16 protein-coding genes and 1 pseudogene are annotated in these 18,707 nt (G+C 68.8%); 3 read left to right on the top strand and 14 right to left on the bottom strand.

The annotated features are described in order from the left end of the window. Positions 1-96: 96 nt before the first annotated feature. Positions 97-1,446, top strand: coding sequence for an amidohydrolase family protein (locus tag QRN67_RS15625; protein ID WP_285412498.1), 1,350 nt, complete (start codon positions 97-99; stop codon positions 1,444-1,446). Between the two features lie 38 nt (positions 1,447-1,484). Here the strand turns inward: QRN67_RS15625 and QRN67_RS15620 are convergent, their stop codons facing one another. The 5 genes from QRN67_RS15620 to QRN67_RS15600 form a co-directional block, all read right to left on the bottom strand. Beyond that, on the bottom strand, positions 1,485-2,462 hold the full coding sequence (locus QRN67_RS15620) for a Bug family tripartite tricarboxylate transporter substrate binding protein (protein WP_285412497.1): 978 nt from the start codon (positions 2,460-2,462) through the stop codon (positions 1,485-1,487). Next, positions 2,459-3,166, bottom strand: a complete 708-nt coding sequence (locus tag QRN67_RS15615) for a VOC family protein (RefSeq protein WP_285412496.1) — start codon at positions 3,164-3,166, stop codon at positions 2,459-2,461. The genes QRN67_RS15620 and QRN67_RS15615 overlap by 4 nt, the downstream gene beginning before the upstream one ends. Before the next feature lie 224 nt (positions 3,167-3,390). After that, positions 3,391-4,212, bottom strand: coding sequence for an alpha/beta fold hydrolase (locus QRN67_RS15610; RefSeq protein ID WP_285412495.1), 822 nt, complete (start codon positions 4,210-4,212; stop codon positions 3,391-3,393). Positions 4,213-4,337: 125 nt separating this feature from the next. Next, positions 4,338-6,437 carry an ATP-binding protein gene (locus tag QRN67_RS15605; protein WP_081270343.1) on the bottom strand — a complete coding sequence of 700 codons (2,100 nt, stop codon included), beginning with the start codon at positions 6,435-6,437 and terminating at the stop codon, positions 4,338-4,340. Then, a complete protein-coding gene (locus QRN67_RS15600) occupies positions 6,434-6,811 on the bottom strand; it encodes a response regulator (protein ID WP_172839931.1) in 378 nt (125 codons plus the stop codon). The genes QRN67_RS15605 and QRN67_RS15600 overlap by 4 nt, the downstream gene beginning before the upstream one ends. A 155-nt stretch (positions 6,812-6,966) precedes the next feature. On the opposite strand from QRN67_RS15600, the gene QRN67_RS15595 reads away from it, so the two are divergent. Further along, positions 6,967-7,701 (top strand): response regulator, encoded by a 735-nt coding sequence (locus QRN67_RS15595; protein WP_081270341.1) that lies wholly within the window; start codon positions 6,967-6,969, stop codon positions 7,699-7,701. 43 nt (positions 7,702-7,744) lie between these two features. Here QRN67_RS15595 and QRN67_RS15590 read toward each other — a convergent pair whose 3' ends face one another. Next, positions 7,745-8,266, bottom strand: a complete 522-nt coding sequence (locus QRN67_RS15590) for a Dps family protein (protein ID WP_285412494.1) — start codon at positions 8,264-8,266, stop codon at positions 7,745-7,747. 326 nt (positions 8,267-8,592) lie between these two features. On the opposite strand from QRN67_RS15590, the gene QRN67_RS15585 reads away from it, so the two are divergent. After that, a complete protein-coding gene (locus tag QRN67_RS15585; protein WP_285412493.1) occupies positions 8,593-10,893 on the top strand; it encodes an FdhF/YdeP family oxidoreductase in 2,301 nt (766 codons plus the stop codon). Between the two features lie 26 nt (positions 10,894-10,919). On the opposite strand, the pseudogene QRN67_RS33310 reads toward QRN67_RS15585, so the two are convergent. The 8 genes and pseudogenes from QRN67_RS33310 to QRN67_RS15550 all read right to left on the bottom strand — a co-directional run. Continuing rightward, a pseudogene (locus QRN67_RS33310) lies at positions 10,920-11,053 on the bottom strand (IS701 family transposase); the annotation flags it as partial. Beyond that, positions 11,046-11,297, bottom strand: coding sequence for a TraX family protein (locus QRN67_RS15580; RefSeq protein ID WP_285412769.1), 252 nt, complete (start codon positions 11,295-11,297; stop codon positions 11,046-11,048). The gene QRN67_RS15580 and the pseudogene QRN67_RS33310, both read right to left, overlap by 8 nt. Before the next feature lie 152 nt (positions 11,298-11,449). Continuing rightward, positions 11,450-12,589, bottom strand: coding sequence for an LPD7 domain-containing protein (locus QRN67_RS15575; protein WP_285412492.1), 1,140 nt, complete (start codon positions 12,587-12,589; stop codon positions 11,450-11,452). 75 nt (positions 12,590-12,664) lie between these two features. Beyond that, a complete protein-coding gene (locus tag QRN67_RS15570; protein WP_285412491.1) occupies positions 12,665-14,623 on the bottom strand; it encodes a type IV secretory system conjugative DNA transfer family protein in 1,959 nt (652 codons plus the stop codon). Beyond that, complete coding sequence (gene virB11, locus QRN67_RS15565) at positions 14,589-15,734, bottom strand: P-type DNA transfer ATPase VirB11 (RefSeq protein ID WP_285412490.1); 1,146 nt, start codon at positions 15,732-15,734, stop codon at positions 14,589-14,591. The genes QRN67_RS15570 and virB11 overlap by 35 nt, the downstream gene beginning before the upstream one ends. Continuing rightward, the gene (gene virB10, locus QRN67_RS15560; protein ID WP_285412489.1) at positions 15,703-17,052 is read right to left on the bottom strand and encodes a type IV secretion system protein VirB10; all 1,350 of its coding nucleotides are present in this window, start codon (positions 17,050-17,052) and stop codon (positions 15,703-15,705) included. Before virB10 ends, virB11 begins: the two co-directional genes overlap by 32 nt. After that, on the bottom strand, positions 17,049-17,888 hold the full coding sequence (locus QRN67_RS15555; RefSeq protein WP_285412488.1) for a TrbG/VirB9 family P-type conjugative transfer protein: 840 nt from the start codon (positions 17,886-17,888) through the stop codon (positions 17,049-17,051). Before QRN67_RS15555 ends, virB10 begins: the two co-directional genes overlap by 4 nt. Further along, positions 17,885-18,607 carry a VirB8 family type IV secretion system protein gene (locus QRN67_RS15550; RefSeq protein WP_285412487.1) on the bottom strand — a complete coding sequence of 241 codons (723 nt, stop codon included), beginning with the start codon at positions 18,605-18,607 and terminating at the stop codon, positions 17,885-17,887. Before QRN67_RS15550 ends, QRN67_RS15555 begins: the two co-directional genes overlap by 4 nt. Positions 18,608-18,707: the final 100 nt, after the last annotated feature.

Raw genomic sequence — 18,707 nt, 5'->3', positions numbered from 1 at the left:
CGATTGACAAATTAGCTCGCCCGCTTCAAAGTGATCGGACGATAAACAAAGGCGCCTGGCGCGTCAAGGCGAGCGCCACGCGACGGAGATGATCCCATGAACCAGAGGACCTTGATCCGCAACGCCGACGTCATCACCATGGAAGATGCGTGCGGCGAGATCCGGGGATGCGACATCCTGATCGACAACGGCACCATCGTGCGGGTCGCGCCGGACATCGCGTCCAGCCATGGGCCGAGCTGCGAAGGCGCGGCGGTGGTGGAAGCGAGCGGGATGATCGCGCTGCCGGGCCTCATCGATGCGCACAACTGCATGTGGCAGACGGTGCTTCGCGGCTATGTGCCCGACCTGTGGACGGGCAACTACTTCACCCGGCTGTTGCCGCTGCGGCGTTACTTTCAGCCGGTCGACAACTTCAATTCAGGCTGTGTCGGCGGCCACGAGATGCTTTCCTATGGCACGACGACGGTGGTCGACTATTGCCACAACATCCGCGCGCCCGGCTATGCCGACGCTGCGATCGAGGGGCTGCGCGAGTCCGGCATCCGGCACGTCTTCACCTACTCGTTCATGAGCGAATTGCCCGACGCCTTCGACAGCGAGGCCGCGCGCTTCGCGGATGCGCGGCGGGTGTTCGAGCGCTTCGACGATCCGGGCAGCCGCACCACGGTGAACTTCGGCATCGAATCGATCGGGACGGCGAACGTGGCCGGCCAGCTCGCGTTCGCTCGTGCGCTGGGCGCGGCGAGCTGCATTCACCTGAACGCCCGGGGCGACGTCGCGGCGCTGGACGACCAGGGCCTGCTGGGGCCCGATCTGCTGGGCATCCACGGCAACCTGCTCACCGACGAGGAGCTGCGGCGCATGGCGCGCAGCGCGATGCCGCTGTGCTTCACGCCTTCGGCGGACGTGCAGGGCACGCCCGCCGACGTGGTGCGGCGCGCCGCCGAGCACGGTGTGCCGGTGGTGTTCGGCTGCGACGTCCCATGCCACGTGGCCTCGGACCCCATGATGCAGCTGCGCGTGATGTACGCCGTGCAGGGTTTCATCGACGGCCTGACGGCGCGTGCCCGCGAGGAAGTCACCGGCCGCCGGCCTGCGGTGCGTCCCGGCATGCCCCTGCTGCGGCCCGCCGACCTGATCCGCCGCGCGACCATCGGCTGTGCGCAGGTCCTGGGCATGGCCGACCGGATCGGCTCGCTCAAGGCAGGCAAGCGCGCGGACATCGTGCTCGTTCGAAAGGGCCTGTTCGGCGATTCGATCGCGGACGATCTGTGCGCCCACCTCCTGCTGCAGACCAGCGCGCGGGAGATCGACACGGTGTTCGTGGACGGACAGGCGCTGCTGTCCGGCGGGCAACTGCTGAACCATGACGCGGGCCGCACAGCGCAGAGGGTCTCGCAGTCGAGGGCGGCCATCTTCGCTGCTGCGCGCAACGGCGGTTGAAGCGTGGCGCGGGGCTCGAGCCGCGCGAGGCCCGCCTCCTACTGGCGCATGCCCGCGAACTCGACGATGCGCCGATACTGGCCCGCGTCTTTCGTCATGATCTGCGCAAGGTTCTCGTCGCCGCGGCCGACCACGACGCCGATCAGCTCCAGGCGCTGGCGCACGGCCGGTTCGCGCAAGGTGTCCTTCAAGGCGGCCTGGAGCTTGGCGACGATGTCCGGCGGTGTCTTGCGCGGCGCCATCAGTGCATACCAGGCCACCAGGTCGTAGCCCTTGAGCGCGGGATGCTCGCCCAGCGCGGGAACGGCGGGCAGCAGGGCGATGCGCTGCGCGCTGGTCACCGCGACCGGCACGATGCGACCGCTGTCGATGAAGGGCTTGGCGGCCCCGGGCCCGAGGAATGCGAACTCGATCGAGCCGCCGGCCAGGTCGCTGCCGATGTTGCTCGCGCCGCGATAGGGAATGTGCGTGATCGACAGCCCTGCCTGCTTCTTCACGAGCTCGCCCGAGAAGTGCAGCATCGAGCCGATGCCCGAGGTCCCGTAGCTGTACTTGCCCGGGTTCGCCTTCACGGCCGAGACGAACTGCTCGAGCGTCTTCACGCCGCTTTGCGTGGATGCGACCAGCACCAGCGGAATGGCACCCACGTAGCCCACGGGCACCAGGTCTTTCGAGGCGTCGTATTTCTGGGCCGGATTGAGCAGCTGCGTGGCGACGAATTCGCTGCTGGAGCCGAAGACCAGCGTGTGGCCGTCGGGCGCGGCGTTGACGACACGCTGCACGCCGATGGCCCCGGCAGCACCGCCCAGGTTCTCGACCACGACGGGGGTGGCCAGCTGCCTGGCGAGGCCGTCGGCCACGGCGCGCCCCACGGCGTCGACGCTGCCGCCCGCCGGGTAGCCGATGACGATCGAGACGGGACGGCTCGGGTAGGCCACCTGGGCCTGTGCGAGGCCCGCCGCGAACAGCGCCGCCGCCAGCGCCAGCACGCCGCGGGCGCGAAGCAGCGTCTTCATGGGGCCTCCAGTTGCACGGCGGCGCGCCGGATTTCCTTGACGCCCTGGTCCGTGTCCACGCCGACGGCGTAGAAGCCGGCGGGGCCGCCGTTGTAGCGGATCTCGAAGGGAAAGCCGCGCGGCGAGGCCACATCGCCCAGCCAGGCGGCCAGCGCCGTCTCGGACTCGCCGATCTCGATCCACGCGATGCCGCGCCCATGGGTGGTACCCGATCCCGGGACGACCGGCAGGCTCGCCGCATGCGTGCCCGCGTCGGGCTTGAAATACAGGTTGGGCTTGCCCGACGGCCATGCCGTGAGCGCGCTGGGTGTCTGCAGCGCGAAGCCGCGCGTCCCGTTCATCATCTGGCGCCCGGCGTCCTTGCCGGTCGTGCGCTCGTCCACCGTGGTGCGATGGTGCGCGGCGAACGCGTCGAGTTCGTCGCGGGTGTCCGCGCGAAGGCACCAGCCGATGAAGCGTTCGCCCGCCTGCGTCTGGCGCGCCATGAAGGCCGTGAAGGGAACGCCGTCTCGCAGCTTGCGCTGGTCCACGATGCTTTCAAGCTCGATGTACACGTCCGGCGCCAACGGCACCACGCGATGGCCGACGCCGTAGAGCGGAAAAAAGCCCCCGTCGTAGTTGCCCAGGCCCGTCTCCTGGCTGAGCCTGAAGGTGGATTCGTAGACGTTGGGCGTTGCGAGGCAAAGATGGTCGAAATGGATCAATTCGAAGTCCTTCCAGAATGGCGGCGATCGTTGGATGCGGATGCTTGCGCCGGAGAGCTCCGGTACGCGTTCGACCGAATCTTCGGCGTCTTCACCATGTCTAGAAAGGACAATATTCATCAGTATTCATGACATCGCAGGTCATGCATGCCGCGCCGCGGCAACTGCCAGGACCTGGGGCAGCGCCCGCGACGGGATGCCCCTGCCGCCACCTCGCGCCGCGTTCAGCCCTGCGCGAACGCCAGCAGATCGCTGTTGACGTCATCCTTGCGCGTGGTGCACATGCCGTGCGGCGCGCCCTGGTAGACCTTCAGCACCGCACCCTTCACCAGATTCGCCGACAGCATCGCCGAGTCGGCGATGGGCACGATCTGGTCGTCGTCGCCGTGGAGGATGAGGGTCGGCACATCGAACTTCTTCAGGTCCTCGCTGAGGTCGGTTTCCGAGAACGCTTTCACGCAGAAATACGAGGCCGGCATGCCTGCGGCCATGCCCTGCTGCCAGAACGATTCGCGCACCCCGTCGGACACCTTGGCGCCCGCACGGTTGAAGCCGTAGAAGGGCATGCTCAGATCCTTCCAGAACTGCGAGCGGTCGGCCAGCACGGCGGTGCGGATCTGGTCGAAGGCCGCCAGCGGTGTGCCGCCCGGGTTGGCGGGCGTCTTGACCATCAGCGGCGGCACGGCGCCGATGAGCACGGCCTTGGCCACGCGCGCGGTGCCGTGGCGGCCGATGTAGCGCGCGACCTCGCCACCGCCAGTCGAGTGGCCGACGTGAATGGCGTCCCTGAGGTCGAGCTTCTTCACCAGCTCGGCCAGGTCGTCTGCGTACGTGTCCATGTCGTTGCCCTGCCAGGGCTGGCTGGAACGGCCGTGGCCGCGGCGGTCGTGCGCGATGCAGCGAAAGCCTTGCGAGGCCAGCGCGAACATCTGGTCCTCGAAGGCGTCGGAAGACAAGGGCCAGCCGTGGCTGAACACGACGGGCTGGCCACTGCCCCAGTCCTTGTAGTAGATCTCGGTGCCGTCGGTGGTGGTGATGCTGCTCATGAAGAACTCCTGGGGTTGAATGGAGCCTTCACTGTCGGCGCCGCGTGTTGCGCGGGCATTGCAGCGGGCGGTGTGCCTGTTTCAGCCGTAATGCGCCCTGCAAGCTCTCAGTCCCTCGCGCGCCGTCAGCGTGCGTCCAGCGCGTGCGCCAGGCTTTCCGCGAGCTCCTGCAACCCCAGCGGCTTGCGCAGCAGCGCGACCACGCCGGCGTCGCGCGCACGCTGCTCGAGCGCCGCACCGACATTGCCGCTGGCCAGGATCACCGGCAGGCCGGGGCGCAGGGCGAGCACCCTGGCGGCGAGCTCGCTGCCTGCCATGCCGGGGAGCATCTCGTCGGTGAGCACCGCATCGAAGCGCTGCGGGTCGGCCAGGAAGGCCTCCAGCGCGCGTTCGCTCGAATCGAAGCCGACCGGCTCGTAGCCCAGCTCGGCCAGCAGTTCCTCGGCCAGCTCGACCAGCGGCCGCTCGTCGTCCACCACCATCACGACCTGCCCGTTGCCGCGCGGCCAGGCCGGGTCGGGGCGCGCGGGCGGCGCCTCGGACTCGCCGCACACGGGCAGCCACACCGTCACGCGCGTGCCGTGGCCGGGCTCGGACTCGATGTCGATGGCGCCGCCCAGGTCGGTGACGATGCCGTGCACCATCGACAGCCCCAGGCCCGTGCCTTCGCCCAGCTTCTTGGTGGTGAAGAAGGGATCGAAGGCGCGCTGCAGCACCTCGGGCGGCATGCCCGCGCCGGTGTCGGCGACCACCAGCCGCACATAGGTGCCGGGAGCCAGTTCGCCATGCAGCATCGGCTGCGCCACGCTCGAGGTGGCGCGATCCAGCCCGACCGCGATGCTGCCGGCGTCGCCCAGCGCCTGGGCGGCGTTGGTGCACAGATTCATCACCACCTGGTGCAGTTGCGTGCCGTCGCCCAGCACGGCGGCCGTGCCGGCCTCCAGCCGCGTGTCGATGCGGATGGCCTCGGGCAATGTCGGGCGCAGCATCGCCAGGGCCTCTTCCACCACGGCCTGGATGTTCACCGGCAGGCGCTCGGCCACGCCGCTGCGGCTGAACTCGAGAATGCGGCGCACCAGCACGCGCGCGCGCGCGCCGGCCTGCATCACGCGGTCGATGTAGCGGCGCATGTCGCTGCCGGGCTCGGCATGCTGCTGGGCCATCTCGCCGAAACCGAGGATCGCGCCCAGGATGTTGTTGAAGTCGTGGGCGATGCCGCCGGCCAGCGTGCCCAGCGACTCCAGCCGCTGGGCCTTCTGCAGCCGCGCCTGCAGGGCCGCCTTCTCGGCCTCGCCGGCTTCCAGGCGCCGCAGCTGGCGCAACAGCCCGGCGATCGTGAGCACCACCAGCGTCGCGAGCAGCAGCGTGCGCACGATGGCGCTTCGCATCTCGTCGTGCCAGGGGCGCAGCGCATGGTGTTCGTCGCGCGTGATGGTCAGGGTCAGCGGCCGCTTGCCCAGGCCCACGGCGGCGACCAGCTTGGCCCTGCCGTCGACGGGGCTCACCGAGCGGTCGATCAGCGGGGCGCCCCGCAGCGCCGTGAGTTCCGGAAAGCGCTGGCCGCTGGGCATGCCGGGCTCCTCCGGCTGGCGCACCACCAGCGTGCCGTCGTCCAGCGTGAGCAGCAGCGCGCTGCCTTCCCCCAGCGCCAGGGCCGAATAGGCGGCCTGCAGTTCCTGCAAGGTGACGATGGCGGTGACGACCCCGTCGAAGCCGCCCCCCGGCGCCGTGAGCCGGCGTGACACCACCAGGGCGGGGCGCCCGTCGGTGCGCGTGACGACCGGCTCGTTGATGAACAGGCCGTCCGCGGAGCCCTGGCGCTGGTGCTGGAAGTACGGCCGGTCCGAGACGTCCGCCAGCGGCTCGCCCGTGACGCGCGAGCGGTGCCGCTGCCGGCCCTGGGCGTCGACCACCGTCAGCACGCTGACCTGCGACACGCCCACCACGCGCGAGGCGAGCGCCTCCGCGACGGCTTCGGGCGCCAGCGCACGGCCGGTGGTCTCCCACCACTCGCCGGTGTCGCGCAGCAGCAGGTCGACGGCCTGGAGGTTGCGGGCGCCCTGCTCGGCCAGGGCCTTGGCGAGGTTGCCGAGCTCGCGTTCGGTCGCGAAGGTGATCTGCTGGTGCAGGCGCCAGCCGTCGTAGACCGCCGAGCCGGCGAATGCCGCCACCAGCACCACGCCCGCCGCGATGATCCGCTGCCGCAGCCGCTCGCTCGACGTCATGCGGCGAGGGCGGCCGCGACGGCGCCCAGCAGCTCTTCCCGGGAGCAGGGCTTGGCGAGCAGTCGGCTGACCCCCAGCGCCCGGGTGACCTCCGAGGTGTCGCCCAGGCTGCGCGCCACCTGCGCGGAGATGCCGACGACCGCCGAGCGCGGATACGCGGCGTGCACGGCCTGCACGGCGCGCAAGGCGTCGCCGCTGCGCGAGCGCGGATGCGGCAGGTCGAGCACGACGAGGTCGACCGTGGGGTCGGCCGCGGCGTCGAGCGCGGCGCCATGCCGCGGCAGCGAGCGGACCCGGTGTCCCTCGCTGCCCAGCCATTCGGAGATCAGCACGCGCATCGCGCCATCTTCCTCGAAAACCATGATGTTCGACATGAAATCAGTCCCTGTTCGTGCCGGCGCTCCAGCGCCCCAGGAACGTATTGGCGCCGACGCAGGTGCCGGGGCGATGTCAGATCGGCGGCGCTTCATTTCATTTGTAATGTGCCGGTAGGCGCCCGTAGGACCAATTGAATTACGCTTCGGGCGCCATGAACACTGCTGCACCCCACATCCTCGTGGTCGACGACGACCCGGCACTGCGCGAGCTGATGTCCGCGTACCTGACGGAGAACGAATTCCAGGTGACGGCCGTGGCCAGCGGCGCCGAGATGACCGCGGTGCTGCAGGAGACGGTCATCGACCTGGTGCTGCTCGACCTGCGCCTGGGCGGGGAGGATGGCATGCAGCTGGCGCGCGGCCTGCGCGACACCAGCGAGCTGCCGGTGATCATCGTCACCGGCAAGCAGGACGAGGCCGACCGTGTCATGGGCCTGGAGATCGCCGCCGACGACTACGTCACCAAGCCCTTCAGCAACCGGGAAATGCTCGCGCGCATCCGCGCCGTGCTGCGCCGCTATCAGGCGCGCACCGAGGCGGCGCCGGCCGGGCGCAGCACCAAGCGCCGGGCCTACCGCTTCGCGGGCTGGGAGCTGAACCTGCTGGCGCGCCGGCTGACCTCGCCCGAGGGGCAGCGCGTGGAACTGAGCAACGGCGAGTTCAACCTGCTGCTGGCGCTGTGCGAGCAGCCCCAGCGCGTGCTCTCGCGCGACCAGCTGCTGGAGCTGTCGCGCCTGCATGGCGCCGAGGTGTACGACCGCTCCATCGACGTGCAGATCCTGCGGCTGCGCCGCAAGATCGAGATCGATGCCTCGGCGCCGAAGATGATCCGCACCGAGCGCGGGGCAGGCTACGTGTTCGAGCCGCAGGTGCAGGTGCTGCACTGAGGCGGCGCGCACCGGGCCCTTGCGTCCCGGTGCCATCGTCCGTTCAGCCCTGGCGGCCGCTCTCGAACAGGAACCATGCGCGGCGCTCGGTCTCGTCGATCCAGACCTCCAGCAGGCTGGCCGTGGCCACGTCGCCGTAGCCGTCGCACATGCCGTGCGTGGCGCGCATGAAGTCGACCGGGCGCAGGTTGTCCTCGCGCAGCTCGGCCAGCATGTCCGCCGGGGTGACGAACGGCGCATCGTTGTCCGACAGGCGCTGGTGGCGCGTGATGTCGCCGATCGAGCGCAGCGTGGTGCCTCCCAGCTTGCGGGCGCGCTCGGCGATGGGGTCGGTCATGGCGAAGATCTGGTCCGACTGCTCGTCCAGCATCAGGTGGTAGTCGCGAAAGTGCGGGCCCGACATGTGCCAATGGAAGTTCTTGGTCTTCAGGTACAGCGCGAAGCTGTCCGCGAGCAGGGCGGCAAGGCCGCCGCCGATGTCGCGCCGGGCCTCGGCGCCAAGCGCGGTCGGCGTGTGCAAGGGCGCCTGGCGGCGGGCGATGGTGGATTCAGGTGTCATGGACATGGAAGTGCCTGCAGGTTGTATCGGTCGCATCGGAGAGGGTGGATGGACCGCCGGCTGATGCTTGGCCGGTGGCCCATGGATGCACTTTGCGCCGGGCCGGTTGCCTGGTCATTTCATTTCAGGCGGCCATGTTGCAGATGCAATTCCGTACTGCCGTGCACGTGGCGAATGTCGCGCCGCGCTACAGATGAAATATGTCGCCGCCTTCATGAAACCGCGGTGCAAGCGGCAACCCGCACGATGGCACCTGGTCGCCACCGACTTCCCGCGCGCACTTCGCTTCGTGTGCAGCAACTGAACACTTCAATCCGCCCAAGGACAACGTCATGACCCGCTCCGCCGACGCAGGCATCCGCCAGTACGAACACCCCGCCGGAGGCTGGGACGCGCTGGGCGCGGTCGCCAAGGCCATCCACGGCCAGATGAGCGCCGTCTCGGGCACGCGCATCATGCTGCGCAACAACCAGCCCGACGGCTTCGACTGCCCCGGCTGCGCGTGGCCCGACCCGAAGCACACCTCGGCCTTCGAGTTCTGCGAGAACGGCGCCAAGGCCGTGACCTGGGAAGCCACGCGCAAGCGCGCCACGCCCGAGGTGTTCCAGCGCTACACCGTGAGCGAGCTGCTGGGCTGGCGCGACCACGACATCGAGGACCTGGGCCGCCTCACGCACCCGATGGCCTACGACGCGGCCACGGACCGCTACGTGCAGATCGGATGGGACGAGGCCTGCGCGCGCATCGCGAAGGTGCTGAAAGCGCTTCCCTCGCCCGACATGGCGGAGTTCTACACCTCGGGCCGCGCGTCGAACGAAGCGGCGTTCCTCTACCAGCTGTTCGCGCGCGCGTACGGCACCAACAATTTTCCCGACTGCTCGAACATGTGCCACGAAGCCACCAGCGTGGGCCTGCCGCAGTCGATCGGCATCGGCAAGGGCACGGTGTCGCTGGAAGACTTCGACCATGCCGACCTGATCATCTCCATGGGGCACAACCCCGGCACGAACCATCCGCGCATGATGACCACGCTGCATGCGGCCGCACGGCGCGGCGCACCGATCGTGGTGTTCAACCCGCTGCGCGAGCGCGCGCTGGAACGCTTCGCGGCGCCGCAGGACCCGCTGGAGATGGCCACCTTCAGCGCGACCGACATCGCCAGCGACTACCTGCAGGTGAAGGTCGGCGGGGACGCCGCCGCGCTCAAGGGCGTCATGAAGGCCGTGCTGGCCCTCGATGACGACGACCTGGCCGCCGGCGGCGCGGGCCTGCTCGACCGCGATTTCATGGCCGCGCACACCCAGGGCTTCGAGGCTTTGGCCGATGACCTGCGCGCCACCGAATGGGCAGACGTGGAGCGCGCCTCGGGCCTGGGCCGCGCGTCGCTCGAGCATGTGGCAAGGCTCTACTGCAAAGCCAAGGCCACCATCGTCGCCTTCGGCATGGGCATCACCCAGCATCGGCTGGGCACCGACAACGTGCAGCAGATCTCGAACCTGCTGATGCTGCGCGGCAACTACGGGCGCCCCGGCGCGGGCATCTGCCCGGTGCGCGGACACTCCAATGTGCAGGGCAACCGCACGGTGGGCATCGACGAGAAGGCGCCGCTGGCGCTGCGCCAGGGCATCGAGCGGGTCTACGGCTTCACGCCGCCCGCGCGGCCCGGGCACGACGCCGCCGAAGCCGTCGAAGCCATCGAAGCGGGCCGCTCGAGATTCCTCATGTGCCTGGGCGGCAACCTGGCCGTGGCCATGCCCGACCCGCAGCGCACCTTTGCGGCCATGCGCGGCCTGGAAATGGTCGTGCACATCGCGACCAAGCCCAACCGATCGCACCTGCTCACCGCCAGGCAAAGCCTGCTGCTGCCCTGCCTCGGGCGCACCGAACTCGACCTGCAGGCGGGCGGCGCGCAATCGATCACCGTGGAAGATTCCATGTCGATGGTGCACGCTTCCACCGGGCGCCTGCCGCCGCCGTCGGACCAGGTGCGTTCGGAGCCGGCCATCGTCGCGGGCATCGCCAAGGCGGTGCTGGGCGACCGGCACGGCATCGACTGGGATGCCCTGGTGGCCGACTACGGCCGCATCCGCGACGACATCGAGGGTGTCTTGGCGGGGTTCGCCGACTACAACCTGCGCATCCGGCAGCCGGGCGGGTTCCGGCTGCCGATCGGACCTGCGCAGCGCATCTGGCACACCCCCTCGGGCAAGGCGCAGTTCATGGTCATGCCGGGCATCCAGGAGGACCCGCGCGCGGCAGGCGCGGCGGTGCTGACCCTGGCCACGCTCAGGAGCCATGACCAGTACAACACCACCATCTACGGCTTCGACGACCGCTACCGCGGCATCTTCGGGCGCCGGGACGTGGTGTTCCTGAACCCCGACGACCTGGCCGCGCAAGGCCTGGCGCCGGGCGACCGCGTGGACCTGGAAGCCGTGCCCTTCGAAGGCGAGGCGGCCTCGCCCGGCGCCGTGCTCAGGAACCTCACCGCGGTGGCCTACGACATTCCCAGGGGATCGGCCGGAGCCTACTACCCCGAGGCCAACGTGCTGATCGCGCTGTCGCACCGTGATCCGCGCAGCGGCACGCCGTCGTACAAGTCGGTGCCGGTTCGCGTGCAGCGCGCGCGTTGATGCCGCAGACGGCGGGCGCGGACGAAACTCGTGCGCCCAGGCGTCACTGGCAGGTGGCCCATGCCGTTGTAGGGATTGGGGGCAGCGGCTGAACGCCAGGTGGCCGGACCACGACGGCAGAGGTGACCCCTACCGCGTAAGGCAAGCCAGTGTCACTGAGCGTCGTCTGTCTGACGGCGTTGCGTCGCGAGCAGCGCAAATACCGCCAGCCGCTTCATCACGCGCAGATGCACCCCGTTGCGGAAGGCCTCGGGTCGCGCCAGATGGGTCATGAGCACGAAGCCAAAGAGCGGCATCACCAGTCGTCCCAGCGCGTAGAGGCTTCCGCTGGCCTCGTGCAGCAGGTACTTGTTGATGTGGTCCCCCGCCATGAGCACCAGAGCAACCCATTTGAGCGCCTCCAGCGAACCGTCCGGAACCGTCCAGGGCTGTGCCCGTGCGGACGATGGCGATGCCGCGAAAGCGGCGCGCAGCGCTGCGCGCGCCGTTCGCGCGGCGGCCAGGCCCGCCGCGGCAAGGCGTGTCCGGTCGCGTTGGCCTGGACCTGCGTCGCGACCTAAGAGCGCTCATGGCTTGGCTCCTCGAGGGCTCGGCCACCGCGTACGCGACCCTGCATGGGCATCGCACGTGGACGTCGTGCCGGCAGACGGATCGAACGGCCTTGCTCCAGCGCATCGGCCATCCGTTCGCGGATCAGGTGCATCAGCCCTTGCTGCGAGGCCCGATCGGTGGTGACGCGCCGCGCGTATTGCGCGGCGAGCTCGAGGGCTGCCCCGGCCGCGGCCAGCCCGGGTTCCTGGCGCAGCAACGTCTCGAAGAGAGGTCCTCCTGTGCGCACGTGCTCGGCGTGGCGCTTCATGGCACGCAGGTGATCCGCGGTTTCGACGCGCCACCTCGCGCGCTGCACGACGAGGGTCTTTTCGCTGATGGCGTCACCCGCCATGTCGCGGGAGGCGTCCCGGATCTTGACCGGATGGGTGCCCTCCTGGCGCAGCACCACCTCGTCACCGAGGCGTGGACGGGAGGCCGATTCGGCAAGGGCGCGCTCGAGATCCGCGCCCCAGACGGTGCGCTCACCGGCTTCCGAGCGGACCGTCGCGTAGAAGGACATGCGCTGTGTAGCGTCGAACCGGTACGGCGCGGCCCCCGCGGCGACGAGCAGGCCCTGGATGGTTGGGCGCGAGCCCTCGCGCGATCGCGGCCCGTCATTGAATTGCTGGCCTGGATCGGGGCCGCTGTCCGGGGCTGCCGGCCTCTGTCCGGCGCCACGCGACGGAGGCCTGCGCACCTGCATCCGATGCAGCTGCTGGATTTCGGCTGGCATGGGCTCATAGCCCTGGACTTCGATCCCGCGCAACGTGGCCTCGCGCCACAGGTTCTGCCGGAAAGCCTCGGTGCCTCTGAGCGAGATTGCCTGCCAGCCGCGCGCTCGCGCGATCGCGACGACGTTGCGCAGTACCTCGAGGTTCTCGGTCCCTACACGGATGCGATGGCCTTCGTCGATGAACGCCAGCGTGCGATCCGGGAAGAAATAGCGGTCGTCGACGCGCAGGTAATTCCGCTCGATGGCGTCGGGGACACGGGCGTGTGTGCCGTGGGCGGGCGCAGCGTCCGCTTGGACAGTGCCGGCCAAGTCCCCGGACATGCTGCCCTCGCTGTCGGTGGCGAGGCCTTCAGGGAGTTCGATGCGGGACATGGTGGCATCCTTTGTGATGAGGGTAAGGGAAGGTGACGGGCGCGGCCGCTGGAACGGCTTCAGGTCTTCGGGTCTTCAGTCGAGGACCTGCGCCATGAAGGCTTCGGCACAGCGCTGGAGGTCCTCCTCACTGAGCTTCTCGACGGGGATTTCCACGTCGTCGAAGTCGAACGAAAAGTCCTCCAGCCTCCATTCATCGTCCTGTTCACCGCCGCGCCGGACATCCGCATCTTTCGTTGACGCAGGGCGGCCGCGCGGCCGCAGCGCGCCGGGATCGGCGGGCAGGGCGGGACACTCCCCCGCGGCGGCGGCCTCGCTGTCGGCGGGTACCGCCCCTGCGGCTGTGACAGCGCGCCCCGATCGCGCCACGTCCAGCTTCGGCACCGGCGGGGGAGGCAACTCCCTGCTCGCGAAGACCTTGTCGCGGAAGTAGAAGATGCGCTGCGCGAGCACGGGGCGCAGTCCTTCATAGAAAAGGATCATCCGGGAGGAACCGAGCTCCTTGATTTCCTGTGGCAGCAGCAGGCGGCGAGGCTGGTCGCTGATGGTGACGGAGGCAGACTTGCCCGCGCCGCCCCACATCGGACGGCTGATGCTCCTTTGCCGGACCGTGCGGGTGCCCAGTTCCCGCGAGATGGCTTCTGCATCGTCGTATTCCCTCGGCGGGAACACGATGCGTGCGGCCAGCATCTTCCTGATGGACTTGGCGCCTTCGAGTCCGTATTTCTCCACGAGCTGGGAGTTGGACTGCACGATGATGACCGTGCGCACGTTGTACCCTGGCAGGAAGGCGGTGGACTCCGCAATGACAGGGATCCGCCCCAACGCTGGAAATTCGTCGAGCATCAGGAGCAGTTGGTGGCGCAGCGCCGGGTTGTGCTCCGGCAACTCGCGCGTCTGCAGGCCGATGGCCTGCTGGAAGAAAAGATTGAGCAAAGGCTGCAGGCGAGCGATGTTGTCCGGATTGATCTGGACGTAGATCGAGATCGGCCGCTTGCGAAGCTCGCGCAGATCGAAGTCGTTGGCGGACGTGGCCGCGTCGATCATCGGGTTGAGCCACAGGTCCAGGCGGCTCGTGAAGGTCTTGCGGATGCTCGAGGCCGTCGTCGGAGCGAGGTCGATGACGTCATACAGACTCTGGACCGCCTCATGGGACAGCGGATAGCCGGCCCGGTCGCAGGCGTCGATCACCCGCTTCCAGTGCTTCTGGAAACCTTCGTCGTCGCTGGCCATGCCCTGGCGAAGCACTTCCCCCAGGGTGCGTGGGGCCCCCTCGGTCTCGAACAGGTAGAGGGCGATGCCCAGGAAAAGCGAGCGCGCCGACGAGGTCCAGAAAGGATCTCCGGCCAGCGGATCGGGAAACAGCATCGTGCCGATGCGCTGCAGATCGTCGATGCAGCGGTAGGGCGACTCGGACACGTAGCCCAGCGGGTTCCAGCGCGCGGAGCATTCGCGCTCGGACAGGGGGTCGAACAGGTGGACGGCCTGCCCGTGCGCCGCGCGAAAACCCGCGGTACGCATGAAGTTCTCGCCCTTGACGTCGCTGACGATGGTCGAGCCGGGCCAGTTCAGCAGGTTGGGAATCACCACGCCCACGCCCTTGCCGCTGCGAGGGGGCGCTTCCAGCGCGGCCCCCTGCTGGCCCGGCAGGACCAGATAGCGCCCGCCCAGGCGTCCGAGGATGATGCCGTGTTCGTCGAGCAGGCCCGCCTTCGCGATCTCGCGCCGGCTGGCGAAGCGCGCTTCGCCGTAGAGGGGGCGCTGCCTCGGCAGCATCGCGAGGCCGACGAGACCCAGCGTCAGGGCCTGCGAACCCACCAGCGAGGCCAGGAGCGTGCGCCACACCGCGGGACGCTCGCCTTCGGTCGCCCAGTACTGGTAGAGGGTCAGCAGCGTCGCATGCGCCGGCGGCAGTTTCATCGCGACGAGGAAGACATAGCCAGCCAGATACAGGCCAAACGTCGCCGCTGCAAGCAGCGCGACCGCGATCCTGAAAGGGCTAGGCCAGGCCTCGGAGCTTGGTGCCTGGTTCATGCCAGATCTCCCGCACGATCCGGTGCTGCCGCTCGCGTGCGCACTGCACCACCACATCCACGCTCAATTGGGCCAATTCAACGCCTTCGCGCGTGCTCATGCCGCGACCAGCAGGACTGCGTCTCATGAGCTGGGCCAAGGCCACGAAGGCCATCTCGGCACTGTCCGCATGCACGCTGGTGATCGACCCGGGATGACCCGTGTTGACGGACACCAGGTAGTCGTAGACCTCCTCGCCGGTGCGCAGCTCCGACACGAAGACCCGGTCGGGGCGCTGCCGCTTCGCGCTCGCCAGCAACTGGCCGGGCGTGACCTCCGCCTGCCCTTGGGCACCCTGCGAATAGAAGAGCCGCACATGGTTGGGCTGGTTGCGCAGCGACAGCTCCTTCACGTCCTCGATGGTGATGAGCCGGTCCTGCGCAGGCACCTCGAGGATCAGCGCCTTGCTGACCGTGGTCTTGCCGGACCCGGTGGCGCCGGACAGGAGGATGTTCTTGCGCAGCTGGACGGCCCGGCGCAGGAAAGGCACGAACTGCCCACCCTCAAGAAGCGCCGCGAGCTCGCGGTCGTCGTCGCGCAGCTCTTGAGAGGCCGCCTGCGGCGCTCGCACCCCGGGTGCGCGGCGCGTCTGCGCGAAGACGTGGCGTTGTTCAAGTTCCTCCAGGGTCCAGATGGCGCCTGACGGCCGCCGGATGGTGATCGATACGGTGCCTTCCAGGGTGGCCGGCGGCAGCACGAGCTGGATGCGTTCGCCGCCGGGCAATGTGGCGGACAGCAGCGGTTCGCTCGCAGAGACGCGCTGGCGCGTGAAGTTGGCCACCAGCTTGGCAATGGACATGCACCATTCGAAGCTGGCGAACGCGAGGACCTCGCGCGTCCAGCCCGTCTGCCGCTCCACGAAAGCCGCGCCCGGCGCGTTGATGCAGATCTCGGTCACTTCCGGGTCGTTCAGCAGCGGCTCGAGCGGGCCGAGAAACAGCGCCAGCGACGAGGGTGGGGTCGTTGCAGGGCCAGGCGGCGCCGCACCCGGAGGCTGACCTGCAGGCTGAAGGCCGCTGGGCGTCGCGCCGGACTCGCGCTCAAGGAGGGGTGGAGACGGTCCTAAGGGCATAGACGCTCCTGAAATCCACATCGCGGGCGACCAGGATCTGGATGCGCTCGCCCTGGTTCTTGATGATGGTGGGTGGCATCGAGACCGTGCTTCGCAGGATCTCCGTGAGCACGTCGCGGCTGCCCTGCGGCGCCAGCACCACGCCGGTGCCACCGCCGACGGTGGAGCCTCCTTGCCGATGCGCGGCGAAGGCCTGCATGGTCCCGTCGATCACCGAGACCAGGATGGCCGCGCCGAAGCGCTCCCAGAAATGGGTATCGACGAAGCCGGGCAGGCCGTTGCGGCCGAGTTCGTCCGTACCGGGCGATGCGAGCTGGACGACGACGCCGGTGGGCGTGCGCGCTTCGTTCCAGAGGATGAAGACGCGCCCCTGGCCCTGGCGGGGAGCCCCGCGTTGCTCGCCCACGTACTTGGTACCGCGTTCCAGGAGGACCACCTTGCCGTCCGCACCGTAGATGTCGTTCGCACCGATGCAGGTGGTCATGCCTTCGTAGGTCGAGTCGATCGCCGTTTCCAGCGTGCAGTCGATGAAGGCCCCCTTGGGCAGCAGCAGGCGCCGCGTCGCGAGCATCGTGGCGGCGATGGCGGGCGTGGGCGTCGGCTTGAGGTTCGCCGCAAGCGGACTGCTCCCGTTGCTTGTGGTCGCTGCCCCGGAGGCCGGGGCGGCGCCAAGCAGTTGCGCCATGTGGGGCACGCCACCGATCCCGCTGAAGGAAGGCGTGTCCGTGGCGGTTCCCAAGGATGCATGCGCGGGTGCGTTGCCGCCCTGCAGCATTGGCGCACGCCGCAGGACCGGGGCGGCCAGCTGCCGTTCAAGGGCCAGCTCTTCGGGTGTCTTCGGCGGAGGTCCGCTGCTGGCCGCTGCGGCCGCAGGCGCGGGGGGCGGCCCCGCGCTGGCTGCCGAGGCTGCATCGGACGCGCGGGGCGGCTGGATGTGCCCCAACGGCGGGACCTTCATCTCGCCGCCGGCACGGGCCATGGCCGTCCTGCGCGCAGCTTCTAGACTCTCGCGGTTGCGGGAATACTGGGTGCCGTAGTACCAGAAGAGAAACCCGGCGCCAAGGAGAAGGATGGTGGAAAGGGCCAGCGAACTCCTGATCCTCGATTGGATGGATCGCTCGCGATTGACCGCGGGAATGGTGCGCTCTCCCTCGACCGACGCGCCCTCTCCGTCTGCCGGGCGTTCGGCGTGCTCGTGCATGTCGCGTGGGGCGAGGATCTCCCCGGTCGCCGGGTCCACCTCGCCGGCTGCACCACCGGGGCGTCGGTTCCCGGGTTCGAATGAAGATGGTTGTTCCACGCCGCTGTGCGAGGTCATGGGCCGTCTCCGGCGGTGAGGCGCTGGACGCCTTGCACGCTCGTGTGGGTCGTGGTGCGGGCACCGTCGCCGTGGAAGGACCGGTTCACGACGCAACCCACCAGCCTGCCGCGGCGCAGGATGAACCGTCGTGCGAGCCGGTGGATGACCACCTCGTCGTCCTCGACGTTGAAGTTCAGCAGCGACTCGGATCCGTCGTCGTTCTGCACGAACAGCGCCGGGAATTCGGCACGAGCCTGGAAGCGCAGCCGAGTCTGGATGCCGTCGTCGGAAGCGCTCAAGGGCTTCAGCGACCCGCTGCCGCAGAACCAGTAGTCGGTGTTGCGCGGCCCCTCGGGTGCCCGCCGCATGAGCGCTTCGGCACGGCGACGTTCCTCGTCGGCTGCCGCCGCACGCGCTTCGTCCTCGGGATAGGTGAAGCGAATCGAATACACCATGCGCCGCCCCGCAGCCCCCGAGGGCGCATGGGCGGAGACCACGTAGTCGAAGTGATAAGCCCGCCGGTTGGTGAGCACGGTGAGGTTCGTGGCGGCCCGTGCTTCCCTCGGCTTGATGAAAAAATGGTTGCGCTCCGCGCCCACATCGAAGGCGCCGTTGTCACCCGAGCCGAGGTTCACGAACTCCTCTCCCTCGGCGAAACGCAGATGAATCTGATAGCCCACGTAGCCATGCAGCGCGACGACGTCATCGGCGTTGTAGGCAACGACCCGAACGCGCGCATCCACCTTGCCCACAGGGGGCACGGTCACGGCATCCGCGAAAGGCGCCGCGAAGCACAGCAGCGAAGCCATGCCGGTTTCCAGCGCCACGCGCCACGGGCAGCGGTAGGACTTCATCGCGCCTCCTGCGGGTGGGCCGGAGCGCTCGCGGTGGCGACCTCGGGTTCGCGGCGGTACTCGACGATGCGGAAACCCAGTGGATTGAGCGAGCGCCATTTGTTGTCCTTGGAAGGCTGGACGTATGCAAACTCCACGGTCGAGACCCAGTGACTCGCCTGCTCGTCACCGGTACCGCCGGCGCGGGTGTATCGGGTGAACCGGACCTGGGCCAGCCTGTCCCTGCCACTTTCCAGCTTGAGAAAGCTGACGGAGCGAATCTGCGTCCGTATGGTCGTGCCGTCCTTGTAGGCGTTCAGGGGAGAGGCCGGATTGTTCGCGGCCCACAGGGCGGCCCATTCCTGGTTGAGACGAGGCGAATTCTGCGAAGCGACCAGCTCATAGTCCGTCTCCGCGATCCCATAAAAGTAGCGCTCGCGGGCCACCACATAGTTCTGCAGCAGATTGCGCGTCACCACCTGTTCGATGTCGGTCGTACCTTCGTAGGCCGGAACGATGTCGACGATGCCTGTGCTGCTGTCCACACGGATCAGAACGGGAACAGGCTGCTTGAGCGGTGTGAGACCGGCAACGGCGGCCACAGAGAGCACAGCGATACCGGTTGCGACGGCGGTCAAGACCCACGCGAGCCTGGCCGAACGCTCCGACCGGCGAGCGCGGTCGAGCTCCCAGTTCCGGGCTTCTGCCAGGTAGCTTTCAATACCGGCGTTGCGATTCACTGACCGCTCCCGGGATGGTGGTGCCTGTCGCGGCATTGATCGGCGTGAGCGGCCCTTCACACTCAGGCGGCAGCGGCGGGCGAGTGCCGCAGGAAGAAAT

This window comes from Variovorax sp. efr-133-TYG-130 (genome assembly GCF_030208835.1).
Taxonomy (GTDB): Bacteria; Pseudomonadota; Gammaproteobacteria; order Burkholderiales; family Burkholderiaceae_C; genus Variovorax.
The sequence above is the reverse complement of the archived record's forward strand: the minus strand, read 5'-3'. Positions and strand labels throughout refer to the sequence as shown.